The organism is Streptomyces sp. NPDC055243, from assembly GCF_044544025.1.
Taxonomy (GTDB): Bacteria; Actinomycetota; Actinomycetes; order Streptomycetales; family Streptomycetaceae; genus Streptomyces.
Map to the genome: position 1 here is coordinate 93332 of NZ_JBITWR010000021.1, position 16249 is coordinate 109580.

Sequence of the window (16249 nt, forward strand, 5' to 3'; positions counted from 1 at the left end):
GCCGTGGTGTTGGTGGTCCGCGTCGGCCTTCCGCCATGTGACTGATTAGTCATGAAAAAGGATCAGATGACTCCAGGGCGTCGCGCACTCCTGCGCGGCGCCGCTGTCTTCGGTCTGGCCGCGACCGCCGGCTGCGCGGGTACGGAGCGGCCGAGCACGCCAGGTCCCACGGCCCCCAGCGGCGCCGCGGCCGGTGGCCCGCCCGCCGCACGCGCCCTCAAGCCCTCCGCGTACCGCCTGCAGCCCATGGCGGGCAACGGCCCGCCGCGTGCCGCGCGCGTCGTGCCGCGCGTCCGCAAGGCGCCGATCCTGCGCATGGACGGACAGGGCCGCAGCATGGTGCTGACCTTCGACGACGGACCCGACCCCCGCTACACGCCGGGCATCCTGCGCACCCTGCGCCGGTACGACGTGCGTGCGATGTTCTTCGTCTGCGGCGAGATGGCCGTCGACAACAAGGACCTGCTGCGCGAGATGGTCGACGACGGGCATGTGATCGGCAATCACACCTGGACGCACCCGCTGCTTCCGAAGATGAGCCGGAGCGCGATGCGCGAGGAGATCGAGCGCACCTGCGAGGTGGTCGAGGAGGCCGTGGGCGAACCTCCCGCCTGGTTCCGCGCCCCCTACGGGGCCTGGAACCGCAACGCCTTCCAGCTGGGCGCCGACCTGGGCATGGAGCCGCTCGCCTGGACCGTGGACACCCTGGACTGGACCGAGCCGGGCACCCGCACGATCATCCGGCGGGTACGGGCCGGCGCGGCACCCGGAGTCGTCGTGCTCTCGCACGACGCGGGCGGCGACCGCACCCAGAGCGTGGAAGCCCTGCGGACATATCTGCCCGAGCTCATCGACTCGGGTTACCGCATCACCGTGCCGAGCCGCTTCGGAATCTAGCGATGTAGCCGGAATGCAGGGAGGGTATTTCGCCCGCCCGGTGCCGTGTTCCGCCGACGTCTTCGTCGTCAGCGCACGTCCACCAGGCGGGCGAAAACGACGACGTTCCCGTCGTATCCGGCCTGCTTGGAGAATCCGCCGCCGCAGGTGATGACGCGGAGTTCCGCAGCGCCCTTGTCGCTGTAGACGCGGCTTCCCGGGAAATTGTCCTTCTCGAACACTTCAATGCCGTAGATCTCGAAGACCGCGGTCTGCCGGTCCCTGCGCAGGACCTCGACCTTGTTTCCCTTCTTCAGCGAGCCCAGGCCGTAGAAGACGGCGGGCCCCTGCTCGTTGTCCACATGGCCGACGATCACGGACGTGCCCTTCTGGCCCGGCGAGACGGCTCCGGTGAACCAGCCGGCGAGGTTCGGGTCCTGCGCCGGCGGCGCGTCCACCCAGCCCTCCGCGTCGAGCCCGACGGGCATGACCGGCGCGTCCACCCGGATGCCCTTGATCCCCACGCGCTGGGCGGGGGAGTACGTCAGCGGCGCGACGCCCTGCCCCGCCTCGTCGGGCGCCTGGTCCGCGGCGGCGGCCGACGCCGGCTGGGGCGGACCCACATCGAATTCCCCTGAGCCATTCCGGATCAGCGCGAGGCCGGTCAGCAGAACAAGCGCCATCGCGCCCCACGGCGCGCGCTTCTTCTGCTGTTCCTCCTCATCGGCCGGTTGGGACGAAGGCATTCTCAGATCCCCTCTCAACGCGGCATTCGAACCGCGTCCGTTGCGCGTACAAGAACGCTAAACGCGGCGCACGCGGCGGGCGACAGAGCGGGAGCGAACGGGTGGCGCCCATACCGGGCATGCGCCATCCGAGTCGAGGACGGCAGGAAATTTCTGACGGTCCGTGACCTGCGGCAATATCGGCTTGTACGTCCGCGCTTCGGCGTGTCGCCTCACCAGGACGGCCGATCGCCGAAATGCGGGTCTGTGCAGGGCATCTGAGGGTCTGTTTGGGAGGCGCTCTCGCCGATCGACCGGGGACGGTTACCCCGGGGCGTCTTCCGCGGAGGATTCACATGCGTACTTCTCGTATGCGCACCACTCGTGCCCTCGCGGTCGCAGTCACCGCGGGTGCCGTCGTCGGCCTCGCCGCCCCGACGGCATCGGCCTGGGCCGATCCGTCCAACATCGTCGCCATGCCGAGCGTGATTCCCCGAGGGGGGCAGCTGACGGTCACGGTCGACGGCTCGGCCTGCTCGGCCCACGGCAGCAAGATCACGTCGGACGCGTTCCCCGACACCAACCTGAAGTCCATGGGCGCCGGTACGGCGAGCGCGAACCCCACGATCCACCATCACGCCAGCCCGGGGGCGCACAGCATCACCGTCCACTGCGGCACGAGCGCGCCCCTCACCAAGCCCAACGCGTTCACCGTCATCCACGGTGGTGTCCGCGGCGGTCTGGGCGGCAGCAGCAACACCGGTGCGACCAGCACCGACATGGCGATCGGCGGGGTGCTGGTGGCGGCCGCCGTGGTCGGTGGCGGGGTGTTCTGGATGCGCCGCCGCTCGGAGAACGCGGGGCGCGGCATCTGACCGCGCTCCCGATACCGGCAGGCTCGTCACCGGCAGGCCCGTCACTCGCACGTCGGGCACCGGCACGTCGGCCACGCGTAGGCCGGCACTCCTATGCGGGCGCTCGTACGGCGGGTGCTCGTACGTCGGGTGTGCACCGTTCCGCCTCCTGCCCGACCGGCGCGTCCCCCTTCCGCGCCGGTGCCGGTCACGGGGCGGTCCGTGCCCACCCGCACACCGCCGCCCGGTCGCCCGCTGAGCTCAGCGGGCGACCGGGCGGCGGTGTGCGGCGCCGTGCGCGGGTGGGTCAGGACTTGCCGTCGCCGGTGCGGCGGCGCGTCCAGTAGTACGCGGTGCCGAGCGTGCCCACGATGAGGGCGCCGCCCAGGGCGATCTCGTGCAGGTCGAGTCCGCCGAGGCTGCCGCCGACACCGGCCTTCACGCCTCGGTGGACGGGGGCGGTCGGGTGCGAGGTGTGGTGGGTGGGGTGTGAGGTCGGGCGGCCCGTGGCGATGGTGAGGTCCGTGGTCCCCGTCTCGCCCTTGCAGTCGAAGGTCACCTCGTACATCGCGCCGGGTTTGGCGTCGGGGAAGACCATCGCGGAGACGGATTGCTGACCTTTGGGGATGTGGGCGTCGTCGAAGACGCCGGAGGTCACCTTGGTGTCGCCTTCGCAGCCGTCCACGCTGAGCTGGACCTGGCCGCCCGCGGCGATCGTGGACGGGGTGACGCGGAAGCCGAACGAGGTGATGTTGTTGTTCGTGTCGTTGTCGTCCGCGACGGCCGCGGAAGCGGTGGAGGCGGTGAGGGTCAGGGCGGTGGCGGCGAGCAGAGTGGCCGAGGCGACGCGTATCGCGCGCATGATCATTCCTCCGGGTCTCCGAGGAGCAGCCGCGGACCTTCTTCCGCTTTCACCTGATATGCACCTCGATGCCGGAAACGCTAGGCAGGGACTCGCGCGCCCGCGATCGCAGTCGCGCGAACGGGGCAACGATGTGGGCCGGACAGGGGAACGGGGCGGGGTGTCGCCGGGGTGATGACGGGGATTCAGCGGTGGGGCGTGTAGCGGGGGAGGTGCGGGCCGTGGGTCCGACGACCGGGACCCGGTAGCGGGCGGTCAGCCCGTCGATGCGGTGCGGCCGCAGCGCGCAAGCGCCAGTCCGCCGAGGGCCGTGCCGCCCAGTCCCACCACTATGGCGACGATGGCCCCGGCCCGCCCGTTGCCGGTGCCGAAGCCGCCGGTCGTGGTGGCCAGATGCAGGCCTCCGAGGGCCACGCCGATCAGTCCCATCGCCATGGCCGCCATGGCCGCCATGGCCCACCTCCGTCCGTCTCCGATGCTGATGCGACCGGCGGAACGGGCGAGGGCAAGGCCGCCGACGGCCACGCCGGCCAGCGCCACCACCGCGGCGAGGACGGCCCCGGCCCGTCCGTTGCCGGTGCCGAGATCCCCGGCGGCGGCCATCATCAGGGCTGCTGATGCGCTCATGTCCTGCTCCTCTTCCGTGCTCTCGTTTCCGACGCGTGGATGTGCGGATGGCGTCGATGTGTGGATGGCGTCGATGTGTGGCTGCGGACCGAGCATGGCCGCCGGCTCCCGTGCCGGTCGTCCAGCAGGCGCGGACACTTCGTGCTGCCGCAGACGGGGCGTCCTGCTGCCGCGGATGCCGCAGGAGGCGCCGAAGTACCGCGTGCGCGGTAGGCGGTTGGTCATCCGTGGGCCGGACTCCCCCGCGCCGGCCTCTGGCTAAGGTGCGCCCATGGGTTCAGGACGGTGGGGCGTGCGGGCCGAGGTCAGAGACCGGGTGGTCGCGGTCTGCGTGGCGGCGGTGCTGTTGATCGCCGGGCGGTCCGCACATCAGGGCGGCGCGGATCTCGACGTGCTCGGCCAGGTGCTGCTGGCGGCCGGTGGCCTGGCGCTGGCCGCGGGCCGCCGGGCTCCGGTTCCCGTCCTGGTCGTCACCGGGCTGTGCGCGGTGGGATACCAGGCGGCCGGTTTCGACGTGCCCGCCGTCGCGTATCTGTTCGCGGTGTACGCCGCGATGCGGGCGGGGCACCGCATCGTCACGGTGGCGGCGAGCGTGACCATGCTGGCCGCTCTCCCGCTCGCGGCCCTGGTCTCGCTGCACGACGTGGGCGCGGCGTTCGCGCAGGCCCGCGGCGCCCTGGAGGTGGCCTGGCTGGTCGCGGCCGGGGCAGCGGGCGAAGCGCTGCGGCAGGCCGAGCGGCGGGCGGACGAGGCCGAGCGCACCCGGGAGGAGACCGCGCGGCGCCGTGCCGACGAGGAGCGGCTCCACATCGCGCGGGAGCTGCACGACTCGCTCACCCACCAGATCTCGGTCATCAAGGTGCAGTCGGAAGCGGCCGTCCACGTGGCCCGCAAGCGCGGCGAGGAGGTGCCGGAAGCCCTCCTCGCGATCCGGGACGCGGGCCGTGAGGCGACCCGGGAGCTGCGGGCGACCCTGGAGGCGCTGCGTGACGACGGCAAGGCCCCGCCGCGAGGGCTCGACGACGTACCGGAACTGGTGGAACGGGCGCGCGGCAACGGCCTGGACGCGGCCCTGACGATCGAGGGGGAGCGGCACGACGTGCCGACCGCGGTGGCCAGGACCGCCTACCGGATCGTTCAGGAGTCGCTCACCAACATCGCCAGGCACGCGTCGGCCGCCACGGCGTCGGTGCGGATCGACTACCTCCCTCACGCCCTGGGCATACGGATCGACGACGACGGCAGAGCCACCCGGGAGGCCGCCCCGGTGCCCGGCGTCGGGCTGCTGGGGATGCGCGAACGGGTGAGTGCCCTCGGCGGCAGCCTGCGCGCGGAACCGCGCGTCGAGGGCGGCTTCAGCGTCCACGCCGAACTCCCCGTGGACCGGGTGTCGTGATCCGCGTCCTGCTGGTCGACGACCAGCCGCTCCTGCGCAGCGGCTTCCGCGCGCTCCTGGACATCGAGGACGACATCGAGGTGGTGGCCGAGGCCGCCGACGGTCAGGAGGGCCTGGCCCTCGCCCGGCTGCACCTGCCCGACATCGCCCTCGTCGACATCCAGATGCCGGTCGTCGACGGCATCGAGGCGACCCGGCTCATCGCCGCGGACCCGGCCCTGGCCGGGGTGCACGTCGTCATCCTGACCAACTACGGCTTCGACGAGTACGTCTTCGACGCGCTGCGCGCCGGCGCAGCGGGGTTCCTCGTCAAGGACATCGTGCCGGAGGACCTGCTGCACGCCGTCCGCGTCGCGGCGCGGGGCGACGCCCTGCTCGCACCGTCGATCACCCGCAAGCTGATCGACCGGTACGTCGCCCAGCCGCCTCACACCGTCCGGGGCGACACGGAGCTGAAAGGGCTCACCCATCGCGAGCGCGAGGCCGTCGTACTGGTCGCGCACGGGCTGTCCAACGACCAGATCGCGGACCGCATGGTGATCAGCCCGATGACCGCGAAGACCCACATCAACCGCGCCATGGCCAAGCTCCATGCCCGCGACCGCGCCCAACTCGTGGTCTTCGCCTACGAATCCGGCCTTGTGGCCCCGCCCGGCCGCTGAGACCGGCCGCCCGCGGCCCCGGGTGCGCCCTGGCGGGTCAGGAACCCGTCGCCCACACGTGCGCCCCGCTGCCGCGCCACTCCACGAGGTGCGGGTCGTCCAGGGACATGTCGGCGTCGCCGAGGCCCGCGCGGCGGAGGAATTCCACCAGGTCGCGGTCGTCGTGCGCGACGCCGACGGGCTGGCCGCGCACGGTGATCCGCCGTCCGCCGTCGGGAGCGGGCGGGTGAACGATGATGGGTGTCTGCCAGGTCATGCCACCAGAGTGCGCCGCGCGGGGCCGCGGCGCAGCACGGTTTACGGACCCGTGTGCGAAGCCGGTGTCCGGGAGCCGGGGTAACCGCCGCGCCGATACCCCTCCCAGACGCGCCCGCCTGACGGCGCGGGCACCCCACCGGCCTGCGCACAGCCGGGCGGCCCGGCCCGGGCAACTCCCTCGCCTCGTCCCTCAGTCGGGCGCCGAGCCCGTCCCGGAATCGCCTGGCGGACGAACCACCGCCGACTGGTGGCCCAACGGGGCCGCACCGCCCGTCAATCGGCCGTCGCGTCCGTGAGTGTGGGGGCCGTGGCGGCGAGTACCGCGTCGAGGAGGCCGGGGAAGCGGGCGTCGAGGTCGGCGCGGCGCAGGGCCACGGCCTTGTAGCGGCCCACCTTGTGTTCCCGGGTGATCCCCGATTCGCGCAGCACGCGCCAGTGGAAGGTGGCGGTCGCCTTGGTGACCTCCATGGGCAGGCTGCCGCAGGTGCGCTCGCCGTCGGACGCGGCCAGCTCGCGCAGGATGCCGAGCCGGACGGGGTGGCCGAGCGCGGCCAGGACGTCCTCGACGAGCAGCTGGTCACGGTGCGGGTGGTACGTCGCCATGCTTCGACTGTACGGCGTATCTCGTACTAGGGCGATTGCCCCACTTGTCCGTTTCATCGGCCTACTGTACGTTGAATGTCGTACCGACGTACTGACGTATCGAGTACTGACGTACCGACGTACGGACCTGCGCCCCTCTTCCCGCACCTGGAGAACCGCCGTGAGCACCGCCCCCGCCGCCCCCACAGCCATCGTCACCGCCGCCGGTTCCGGCATAGGCCGGGGTATCGCCACCGAACTCGCCGAAGCGGGCTATCGCCTCTCGCTCCTCGACATCGACCCCGCGATCGGGGACTTCGCCCGCGAGCTCGGCGCCATCGCCACGGTGGGCTCCCTCACCGCCCCCGACGACCTGGCCCGCCTGGTGGACACCACCCTCGGGAGCTACGGCCGGATCGACGCCGTCGTCAACGGCGCAGGCCACGCCAGGAACGACGCACTGCTCGCGGTCACCGACCAGGACTGGCACGACGGCCTGGACATGCTGCTCCTGAGCGTCGTGCGCATGGCCCGGCTCGTCACCCCGCACATGGAGGCGGCGGGCAAGGGCGCCTTCGTCAACCTCTCCTCGTACACGGCCTTCGAGCCGATGGGGATCATCCCGGTCAACTCCGCCCTGCGCTCGGCCCTGACCAGCTTCACCAAGCTGTACGCCGACCAGTACGCGGCCAAGGGCATCCGCATGAACAGCCTCATGCCCGGCTATGTCGACAGCTGGCCCGAGGACCCCGACTTCCTCGCCAGGATTCCCGCGGGCCGCTACGCCACCACCCGGGAGATCGGAAAGCTCGCCCGCTTCCTGGTCGCGGACGACGCCGCGTACGTCAACGGCGAATCCATCCGCATCGACGGCGGCGCCGCCCGCTCCCTGTGAGGGGCCCGCCGACCAGGCCGATCACCGTGGCGTACATGTGAACTCCCTGCGGGTCGCGGGCTCGCACGGCCGGTCGGGCCCGGTGGCGCCATAGGCTGGGCCCGATGATTGAGACCGTCGTGTTCGACGTGGGGGAGACCCTCACCAAAGATGACCGCTACTGGGCGTCCTGGGCCGACTGGCTCGGCGTGCCCCGTCACACCGTCTCCGCGCTCGTGGGAGGTGTCGTCACGCGGGGCCGCGACAATGCCGAAGCGCTGCGGCTGCTGAGCCCGGACATAGACGTCGCCGCCGCCTACAGTGCCCGGGAGGTCGCGGGGCGCGGTGAGCACCTGGCCGAGACCGACCTCTACCCCGATGTGCGTCCCGCCCTCGGCGGGCTGCGCAAACAGGGGCTGCGCGTCGTCATCGCGGGGAACCAGACGCATCGGGTGGGCGAGCTGCTGCGCGGCCTGGATCTGCCCGCCGATCTCGTGGCCACCTCGGGCGAGTGGGGTGTGGCGAAGCCGGATCCGTCGTTCTTCGCCCGGGTGGTCGAGGCGGCGCAGAGCGCGCCGGAGCAGACGCTGTACGTCGGCGACCATCCCGCGAACGACATCTACCCGGCGAAAGCGGCCGGGCTGCGCACGGCGCACATCCGGCGCGGGCCCTGGGGGCACTGGTGGGCCGACGACCCGGCCGTGGTCGAGGCCGCGGACTGGCGGATCGACTCCCTCACCCAGGTCGCCTCGATCATCGCTGAATGAGTGTCAGCAGGGCGGCTCCACCGTGCCTTTGAGGCCGGTGGAGCCGCCCTTCCCTCATTTTCCGAGGTTGTCGAAGAGCGCGCGGAACGGCTCCGGGGTGGCCGCGACGCCGCGGCTGTAGGGGGCGTCGAAGTCCCAGATGAGGAAGAGCAAGAAGGCGATCAAGGCCGAGAACAGCCCCGCGAGGATGAGTTCGCGCGGCGTGCGGCGGATCTGCAGGGCGAAGATCATGCCGACGGTGACCAGACCGCCGGTGATCAGACCGAACCAGACGACGCCGGGCATGGTGGCCCCGGCACTGTCGCCGCGCTGGTTGCGCGCGTCGGACGCGGCCGCGACCGCGTCGACGAGCGGCTGGTAGGCCTGGGCCTCGAAGTCGGACTTGGGCTGGTAGTCGGTGACGTCGTGGCGTACGCGGGTGAGGAGCTCGGCACCGCGGTCGGTGAGTTCACCGTGGTCGGCCATGGAGTCCCACTCGGTGGTGACGACATGGCTGACATAGGCGTGCACGTCCGTGCGGATGCGGTCGCGGACGTCGGCCGGATAGACCCGCGCCCGCTCGGACACCTCGTGCAACGCCTGGGCCTCGGCGTGCACATGGTCCTGGGCGACGCTGCGCGCCTCCCAGACGCCGGCGATGGCCAGGCCGAGGACGATGGCGTACACCACGCCGATCATCATCGTCATGTACTCGATGACGTCAGGAGTCTCCGAGGCGTCGTAGTCCGGGCTCGTCCTGCGGTGCCGCAGAACGGTGACGACGAGGACGACGCCGCACGCGGCGGCCATCGCGAGGGTGAGAACAAGCCATTCCGACATGGGACCTCCGACGGTCAGCGAGGCCGCAGGGCGGCGACGGCGAGCACCGCGGGTGCGGTGACGAGCAGGGTGAGCGAGACCAGGGACGGGCCGCTGCGGGGCGGCGGTTTGCGTGGAGTGATGCGGTACTTGGGGTAACTCACCGGCTTCGGCGAGATCTTGGGGGCGGGGGCAGGCGTGGGGGTCGGTTTCGGTTTCGGCTCCGGGCTCGGGGTCGCGCTCGGGGGTGGTGGCGGCGGGGGTGGCGGAGGCGGCGCGGGCTTGGCCGGGGCCGGGCGCGCGAGCGGGGGCGGCGGGGGAGGGGGCTCCGGCGCCGGTGCCGGCGGCTCCGGACGCGGCGGTGGGGCCGGAGCGGGCGGTGGTGGCGGAGGAGGCGGAGGAGGCTTGGGGCGGTGTGTGGGGCCCGCCCTGCAGGTCACTCCGTCGCCCGCGACCGCCACCGCGTCGCCGCCGGGAGCGTCACCGATCGAGGCGTAGGCGCAACTGTCGAAGGGGGCGGTGGCCGAGACCGCGGAGGCCGCCGGTGAACCGAACAGCCAGGCCAGCACCATCAGCGCGGTTAAGCGTGTGACCAGGCCGGATGAGGCCCTAGAGGATCCATGCACGACAAGGATCATCGGCAGCGCGTCGCCCTGCCACGCTGCCGCCACCCTCCTCATACCCGAAGGGAGGAGACGCCGGGCGCGGGATTGACGAACAAAAGAATCTTGAACGCGGGTTGAACGCATCAGCTGTTCCCACCCGTACCTAGGGCCATGCGTGACGCACTCAGCGGCGCGACACCCAAGCGACAGCGGGAGTTAGAAATGCGGCATCCATCAGGGAGTTCCTTCCGGGCCTGGCGGAGCGCCTCGCTCGTGGCGACAGCTGCGGCCATGCTGGCGCTGACGACGGCGTGCGGTCAGGAGAAGGGGGACCAGTCGCCGAACGGACAGAACGTCGGCAACCAGGCCCCGGCCAAGGGAGACGGGTACGGGGCGGGGAGCGACGGATACGGCGCCGACACCGGCGACGCGAAGGAGGGCGCGGGGAAGGCGAAGGCCGCCGGTCAACTCGCCGTCTGGGACAGCAAGAAGCTCGGCAAGGTCGTCACCGACAGCGAGGGCCGCACGCTCTACCGCTTCGACAAGGACACCGCCGAGCCCCCCAAGTCGAACTGTGACGGCGCCTGTGCCACGACCTGGCCCGTCGCGTCCCCCGAGGGAGCGGCCGCCCCGCCCGGAGTGGACAAGTCCCTGCTCGGCGAGGTCACCCGGACCGACGGCAGCAAGCAGCTGACCATCGACGGCTGGCCGATGTACCGGTACGCCAAGGACACCAAGGCCGGTGACGCCAAGGGTCAGGGTGTGGGCGGCACTTGGTACGCGGCGGCCCCCGACGGCAAGAAGGCCGCGCCCGCCGCCGAGGAGGCCGAGCCCCCCGCCGAGACGGCCCCCGTCGACCCGGCAGGACTCTCCACCCGCAAGGACCCCAAGCTCGGGGAGATCGTCGTCGACAAGAACGGCATGACCGTCTACCGCTTCACGAAGGACTCCGCCTGGCCGATGAAGTCCGCCTGCACCGGCGCCTGCCTGGAGAAGTGGCCGGTGGTTCCGCCCGTCGAGAAGAACGACACCAAGGGAATCCTGAAGAAGGGCTTCGTCGTCTTCGACCGCCCCGACGGGCAGCGGCAGCAGACGATCGACTGCTGGCCGATGTACACGTTCTCCGGCGACAAGAAGCCCGGCGACACCAACGGTCAGGGAGTGGGCGGCACTTGGTTCGCGGCCGGCCCGGACGGAAAGGCCGTCGGCGCACCGAAGTAGACGTACGGGAAGCAGACGTACGGGAAATAGGCGTACAGAAGGAGCCTTGCCGAAGCACGAGTTCAGAAGAGGAAGTCCGGCCAAGAAGGGGGTCCTGTCAGAACTACCTCGCGTACGGTCTACCGGTCCGTTCTTTTCCCCTCCCCGGGGAAGGAACGGACCGGTTCTTTGGGTTGATATTCGGCACTTGCCACAGGCAGTGACCGAGAACGGACGACCAATTTCCGTTTTGACTCGCTCCCTTGGCGGACGATCAGTAGCCTCACTTCGAACACCGGCTCGCCTCGCCTACGTCTTGGAGTCCTGATGGAGCGTCCCGCCTGGGCACCGCAGGGCATCGACATCACGATGCCCAGCGTGTCCCGCATCTACGACTATTACCTGGGCGGTTCGCACAACTTCGAGGTCGACCGGGACGCAGCCCGCCGGGCCATGGAGTTCATGCCGGGGCTGCCCAAGATCATGCAGGCGAATCGTGCCTTCATGCGCCGAGCAGTGCGTTTCGCCGTGGCCGAGGGCATCACGCAGTTCCTCGACATCGGTTCGGGCATTCCCACGTTCGGCAACGTCCACGAGGTCGCGCGGCAGGCGCACCCCGAGGCCCGCGTGGTGTACGTCGACCACGACGCGGTGGCCGTCGCGCACAGCCGGGCCGTGCTCGACGGTGACGAGAAAGCGACGGTCCTCGCCGCGGATCTGCGCAAACCGCTGGACATTCTGGGCAGTTCGGAGGTCAACGGACTCCTCGACCTCGACCGGCCGGTCGCCCTTCTCCTCGTCGCCGTCCTGCATTTCGTGGAGGACGCGTACGATCCCTACACAGCGGTCGCCGAGCTGCGGGACGCACTCGCGCCCGGCAGCATGATCGTCCTCACGCACGCCGCGTACGAAGGGATGCCGATCCCCGCCGAGCAGGCCGGCCAGACGGTCGGCGTCTACAAGGACATCCGCAATCCACTGATCATGCGCTCGCGCGAAGAGATCGCGCGGTTCTTCGAGGGATACGACATGGTGGAACCCGGCCTCGTGCCGATGCCGCGCTGGCGGCCCGACACCGCGCCCGAGGAGGAGGATCCGTACGCCTTCTCCGGGCTCGCCGGCGTGGGGCGCAGGGCATGAGCGGGGAACCGGACGGGCCCGAGGGCAGAGTGCGCAGGTTCGCCACCATCTGGAGCCGCGCCATCTTCCCGGTGACGGCGACATCGCTTACCCGTCCCGAGTTCGAGCAGCAACTGGTGCCGTTGGCGCGGAGGTTGCGTGCCGCGCTGCACGAGCGGATCTTCGAGGCGGCCGAGGGCCAGGCGATCGGCGCCGCGCTCGTGGGCACGCACTGCACCGACCCCGAGGCACTGAGCCGCACGCTCGACTGCGTGGACGCCTATCTCGTCCTGTACTGCGGTGACGACGGCCCCCAGGAGGAGTTGCGGGCCCGGTCCGCGCGCCTGCAGCACGCCCTGGCCGCCGGCTTCGCGGCCGCCCTCAGGGAGCGGACCCTCGCCGAGCAGGAGGCGATATCCCGCGCCGCCCTGGACGCCCGCAGTGCCGTGGCCGAAGCCCTGCACGCGAGCGAGGCACGCTTCCGTGCCGTCTTCCACGGCGCGGCGATCGGCATCGGCATAGCCGACCTCACGGGCACGGTCCTGGAGGTGAACGACGCGCTGGTGCGCATGTTCGGCGGCCTGGAGAACCAGGTGCGCGGACGCAACGTCGCGGAGTGGACCCACCCCGACGACTCGCCCCACGTATGGAAGCTCTACGAAGAGCTGGTGCGCGGGGAGCGCGAGCACTACCGCGTGGAGAAGGCCTTCTACCGGCCCGACGGCACCGTCCTGTGGACCAACCTGACCGTCTCGCTGCTGCGTGACGCCGACGGAGTCCCGCAGTACCAGCTGGCGTTGATGGAGGACACCACCGAGCGCCGGCTGCTCAATCTGCGCCTGCGCTACGAGGCCACGCACGACGCGCTCACCGGCCTGCCGAACCGCACCCTGTTCTTCGAGCGCCTGGAGAAGGCCCTCGCGGCGGGCGACGGCGCACGGTTCGGGCTCTGCTATCTCGACCTGGACGGCTTCAAGACCGTCAACGACAGCCTCGGGCACGCGGCGGGCGACCGGCTCCTCGTCGAGGTCGCCGACCGGCTCCAGTCCTGCGCCACCGCGCCCGGCGAGATGGTCGCCAGGCTCGGCGGCGACGAGTTCGTGGCGCTGACCACGGGCCGGCACACCGAGGTCGAGGTCGACGACCTCGCCGGGCGCATCATGCACGCGCTGTCCACGCCCATCCGCGTGGAGGGCCGCGAGCTGACCGTGCGCGGCAGCATCGGCATCGTCGAGGGCCCGGCCGGGGAGCGCGGCGCGGCGGAGGTGCTGCGCAGCGCGGACATCACGATGTACCGCGCGAAGTCCGCGGGCGGCAACCGCTTCGAGCTCGCCGACCCCGAGGCCGACGCCCGCGCCATCACCCGGCACGGGCTGACCACCGCGCTGCCCGCGGCCCTGGAGCGCGGCGAGTTCTTCATCGAGTACCAGCCCCTCGTGCACCTCGGCGACGGCAGCGTGCGCGGCGCCGAGGCGCTGGTGCGCTGGCTGCATCCGCAGCACGGCGTCATCGGCCCGGACCGCTTCATCCCGCTCGCCGAGCACACCGGTCTGATCGTGCCGCTCGGCCGCTGGGTCCTGGAGGAATCGGTCCGCCAGGCCCGCACCTGGGAGGCACGGCACAAGGACGCCGGGCCGCTGCGCGTGAACGTGAACCTCTCGCCCATGCAGCTGACCCACCCCGGCCTGGTCTCGGACACGGTGGAGATCCTGGAGCGTGCCGGGCTCGAACCGGGCGCCCTGTGCCTGGAGGTGACCGAGTCCGCGCTGATCGGCGCCGACGACGACCTGCTCAAGCCGCTGCGGCGGCTCGCCGAGATGGGCGTGGACATCGCGCTCGACGACTTCGGCACCGGCTACTCGAACCTCGCCAACCTGCGCCGCCTGCCGGTGAGCATCCTCAAGCTCGACCGCTCCTTCACGCAGGGCATGCAGCACTTCCCGGCCGACCCCGTCGACCTGAAGATCGTCGAGGGGATCGTCGCGCTCGCCCACAGCCTGGACCTCGCGGTCACCGTCGAGGGCGTCGAGACGGGCGCCCAGGCGGACCAGCTGCGAGAGTTGGGCTGCGACACGGCGCAGGGCTGGTACTACGCACGGCCCGGCCCGCCGGACCAGCTGCACGAACTGGCGCTGGCCGACGCGACGAGCTGAGGAGCACGGATGTCCTCCGGAGAGATCCAGTGGGTGTACGCCTTCGTGGACCGGCCCAAGGACCGGTTCGCGCGGGCGCACGCCTTCTGGACGGCGGTCACCGGGACACGGCTCTCCGCGTTCCGCGGCGACGAGGCGCAGTTCGTGACCCTCCTGCCGGAGGGCGCCGACGCCTTCCTGAAGGCGCAGGCGGTCGACGGCCCCGGGGGCGCGCACCTCGACTTCTCCGTGGCGGACGTACCCGCCAAGGCGCGCGAGGCCCGCGCGCTCGGGGCGACCCCGGTCCACGCGGAGGAGGGCCTTGAGGTCCTGCGCTCCCCGGGCGGGCAGCTGTTCTGCGTGGTGGAGTGGCAGGGCGAGCGGGTCCGCCCCGAGCCGCTCGTCGCGCCCGACGGGACCACGAGCCGTCTGGACCAGGTGTGCCTCGATGTGCCGCCGGCGGTGTGGGAGGCGGAGAAGAGGTTCTGGCCCGCTTTCACGGGGTGGTCCGACCGCCCGGGTTCACGCCCCGAGTTCCACCTCGTCGACCCGACCCCGCACCTGCCGGTCCGGATCCTGCTCCAGCGCCTCGACTCGGACGGGCCCGCCGGGGCCCACCTGGACTTCTCCTGCTCCGACCCGGACGCGGACCGCGTCCGGCACGAGGGGCAGGGTGCCGAGAGCGTGTGGCGGGGCCCGCACTGGATCGTGATGCGGGACCCGGCGGGCGGCACGTACTGCCTGACGATCAGGAACCCCGAGACGGGCGGTCTGCCTTCCGCCCGTTAGGCACCTGCGGGCCGGTGGGTGCTGAGCGCGCAGCTCCCGGCGCCCCTTACGGGGCGCTGGGAACCCGGCGCCTGCAAGGTGAGCGCCCGTAGGGGCGCGGGGAACTGCGCGGCCAGCCCCCACCGGGCCCGCGGTGACACACAACCCTCACCGCTCCAACAACATCCGCTGCAGTTCCCGCGCGGCCCGTGGCGGAGCCACATCGCTGCGGTGGGCGAGCGCGATCGTGCGGTGCAGGGCCGGCCGGGCCAGCGGAGTCATCCGCAGGCCGCTCCCCGCGCGCTCGGCCACCATGCGCGGCACGACCGCCACCCCGAGCCCCGCCCGCACGAAGCCGAGCACCGCGTCCATCTCGCCGCCCTCGACCGCGAACTCCGGCTCGAACCCCTCGGCCCGGCAGGCGGCGACGGTCAGCTCCCGCAGGTCGTAGCCGTGCCGGAACATCACAAGGCGCTCGCGCTGGAGATCGGCGACCCGCACCGACCTGCCGCCGAACTTGCGCGCGTCCGGTGACGACACCACGACCAGGTCCTCGCGCAGCAGCTCGACGGTCGTCAGCGCCGGGGACGGCGACGGCAGCGGCAGCACGACGATCGCCAGGTCGAGGGCGCCGCGCGCCAGTTCCCGTACGAGGTCGTGGGAGCCGCCCTCCTCCAGGAGGAGCTGGATGCCGGGGTGCCGGTCGTGGAAGGCGCGAAGGACCTCGGGCAGCAGGCCCGTGCAGACGCTGGGGGTGGCCCCCAGGCGGATCCGGCCGCGGCGCAGCTGGGCCAGCTCCTGGACCTCGATGCGCGCGGTGTCGGCGTCCGCGAGGATTCTGCGGGCCAGCGGGAGCAGCGCCTCGCCCGCGTCGGTCAGCGCGATGTTGCCGCGGGCCCTGCTGAACAGCTCGGCGCCCAGCTCCTTCTCCAGGGCGCGGACCTGCTGGGAGAGCGAGGGCTGCGAGACGTGCACCTGCTCGGCGGCCCGGGTGAAGTGCCTGGTCTCGGCCACCGCGACGAAGTAGAGGAGCTGTTGGAACTGCATACAGGGCAGGGTACGGCCGATGATAGCCATTCGCTATCGAGATGAGCTGATCCATCTCTTGGACCGATCGGGACTTTCGGCCTTAGCGTCGGTTCCA

The 16249-nt window shown here is 71.6% G+C and carries 18 protein-coding genes; 10 read left to right on the forward strand and 8 right to left on the reverse strand.

The features are described from left to right. Positions 1-51: 51 nt before the first annotated feature. Positions 52-897, forward strand: a complete 846-nt coding sequence (locus ACIGXX_RS38940; RefSeq protein WP_351164139.1) for a polysaccharide deacetylase family protein — start codon at positions 52-54, stop codon at positions 895-897. Positions 898-965: 68 nt separating this feature from the next. Here the strand turns inward: ACIGXX_RS38940 and ACIGXX_RS38945 are convergent, their stop codons facing one another. Beyond that, entirely contained in the window at positions 966-1622 is a 657-nt protein-coding gene (locus ACIGXX_RS38945; protein ID WP_351164140.1) for a class F sortase, read from the reverse strand. A 350-nt stretch (positions 1623-1972) separates the two neighbouring features. Between ACIGXX_RS38945 and ACIGXX_RS38950 the strand changes: the two genes are divergently transcribed. Further along, on the forward strand, positions 1973-2476 hold the full coding sequence (locus tag ACIGXX_RS38950; protein ID WP_351164141.1) for a hypothetical protein: 504 nt from the start codon (positions 1973-1975) through the stop codon (positions 2474-2476). A gap of 286 nt (positions 2477-2762) precedes the next feature. Here the strand turns inward: ACIGXX_RS38950 and ACIGXX_RS38955 are convergent, their stop codons facing one another. Next, positions 2763-3317 (reverse strand): hypothetical protein, encoded by a 555-nt coding sequence (locus ACIGXX_RS38955; protein ID WP_399983125.1) that lies wholly within the window; start codon positions 3315-3317, stop codon positions 2763-2765. Between the two features lie 255 nt (positions 3318-3572). Beyond that, the gene (locus tag ACIGXX_RS38960; protein ID WP_351164144.1) at positions 3573-3944 is read right to left on the reverse strand and encodes a DUF6223 family protein; all 372 of its coding nucleotides are present in this window, start codon (positions 3942-3944) and stop codon (positions 3573-3575) included. A 271-nt stretch (positions 3945-4215) separates the two neighbouring features. Between ACIGXX_RS38960 and ACIGXX_RS38965 the strand changes: the two genes are divergently transcribed. Together ACIGXX_RS38965 and ACIGXX_RS38970 are read left to right on the forward strand one after the other, a co-directional pair. After that, positions 4216-5340 carry a sensor histidine kinase gene (locus ACIGXX_RS38965; RefSeq protein ID WP_383821503.1) on the forward strand — a complete coding sequence of 375 codons (1125 nt, stop codon included), beginning with the start codon at positions 4216-4218 and terminating at the stop codon, positions 5338-5340. After that, complete coding sequence (locus ACIGXX_RS38970; protein ID WP_366465213.1) at positions 5337-6002, forward strand: response regulator transcription factor; 666 nt, start codon at positions 5337-5339, stop codon at positions 6000-6002. The genes ACIGXX_RS38965 and ACIGXX_RS38970 overlap by 4 nt, the downstream gene beginning before the upstream one ends. Positions 6003-6039: 37 nt before the next feature. On the opposite strand, the gene ACIGXX_RS38975 is transcribed toward ACIGXX_RS38970, so the two are convergent. Beyond that, positions 6040-6258 (reverse strand): hypothetical protein, encoded by a 219-nt coding sequence (locus ACIGXX_RS38975; protein ID WP_351164149.1) that lies wholly within the window; start codon positions 6256-6258, stop codon positions 6040-6042. Between the two features lie 275 nt (positions 6259-6533). Further along, positions 6534-6863 carry a helix-turn-helix domain-containing protein gene (locus ACIGXX_RS38980; protein ID WP_351164150.1) on the reverse strand — a complete coding sequence of 110 codons (330 nt, stop codon included), beginning with the start codon at positions 6861-6863 and terminating at the stop codon, positions 6534-6536. Positions 6864-7023: 160 nt separating this feature from the next. On the opposite strand from ACIGXX_RS38980, the gene ACIGXX_RS38985 reads away from it, so the two are divergent. Continuing rightward, the gene (locus ACIGXX_RS38985) at positions 7024-7737 is read left to right on the forward strand and encodes an SDR family oxidoreductase (RefSeq protein WP_361474606.1); all 714 of its coding nucleotides are present in this window, start codon (positions 7024-7026) and stop codon (positions 7735-7737) included. Between the two features lie 104 nt (positions 7738-7841). Then, positions 7842-8483: an HAD family hydrolase gene (locus ACIGXX_RS38990; protein WP_399983133.1), complete on the forward strand. Its 642-nt coding sequence runs from the start codon at positions 7842-7844 to the stop codon at positions 8481-8483. A gap of 54 nt (positions 8484-8537) precedes the next feature. On the opposite strand, the gene ACIGXX_RS38995 is transcribed toward ACIGXX_RS38990, so the two are convergent. Both ACIGXX_RS38995 and ACIGXX_RS39000 read right to left on the reverse strand, forming a co-directional pair. Then, entirely contained in the window at positions 8538-9302 is a 765-nt protein-coding gene (locus ACIGXX_RS38995; RefSeq protein WP_351164154.1) for a hypothetical protein, read from the reverse strand. Positions 9303-9316: 14 nt separating this feature from the next. Beyond that, positions 9317-9445: a hypothetical protein gene (locus ACIGXX_RS39000; RefSeq protein WP_351164155.1), complete on the reverse strand. Its 129-nt coding sequence runs from the start codon at positions 9443-9445 to the stop codon at positions 9317-9319. Positions 9446-10108: 663 nt separating this feature from the next. Here ACIGXX_RS39000 and ACIGXX_RS39005 point away from each other — a divergent pair. The 4 genes from ACIGXX_RS39005 (at position 10109) to ACIGXX_RS39020 (ending at position 15126) form a co-directional block, all read left to right on the forward strand. After that, positions 10109-11107: an SCO0930 family lipoprotein gene (locus tag ACIGXX_RS39005; protein WP_361473603.1), complete on the forward strand. Its 999-nt coding sequence runs from the start codon at positions 10109-10111 to the stop codon at positions 11105-11107. Positions 11108-11413: 306 nt separating this feature from the next. Next, on the forward strand, positions 11414-12226 hold the full coding sequence (locus tag ACIGXX_RS39010; protein WP_351164157.1) for an SAM-dependent methyltransferase: 813 nt from the start codon (positions 11414-11416) through the stop codon (positions 12224-12226). Then, positions 12223-14358: an EAL domain-containing protein gene (locus tag ACIGXX_RS39015; protein ID WP_351164159.1), complete on the forward strand. Its 2136-nt coding sequence runs from the start codon at positions 12223-12225 to the stop codon at positions 14356-14358. The genes ACIGXX_RS39010 and ACIGXX_RS39015 overlap by 4 nt, the downstream gene beginning before the upstream one ends. 9 nt (positions 14359-14367) lie before the next feature. Next, positions 14368-15126 carry a VOC family protein gene (locus ACIGXX_RS39020; RefSeq protein WP_361473597.1) on the forward strand — a complete coding sequence of 253 codons (759 nt, stop codon included), beginning with the start codon at positions 14368-14370 and terminating at the stop codon, positions 15124-15126. A gap of 147 nt (positions 15127-15273) precedes the next feature. On the opposite strand, the gene ACIGXX_RS39025 is transcribed toward ACIGXX_RS39020, so the two are convergent. Continuing rightward, entirely contained in the window at positions 15274-16152 is an 879-nt protein-coding gene (locus ACIGXX_RS39025) for a LysR substrate-binding domain-containing protein (protein WP_351164161.1), read from the reverse strand. Positions 16153-16249 lie beyond the last annotated feature (97 nt).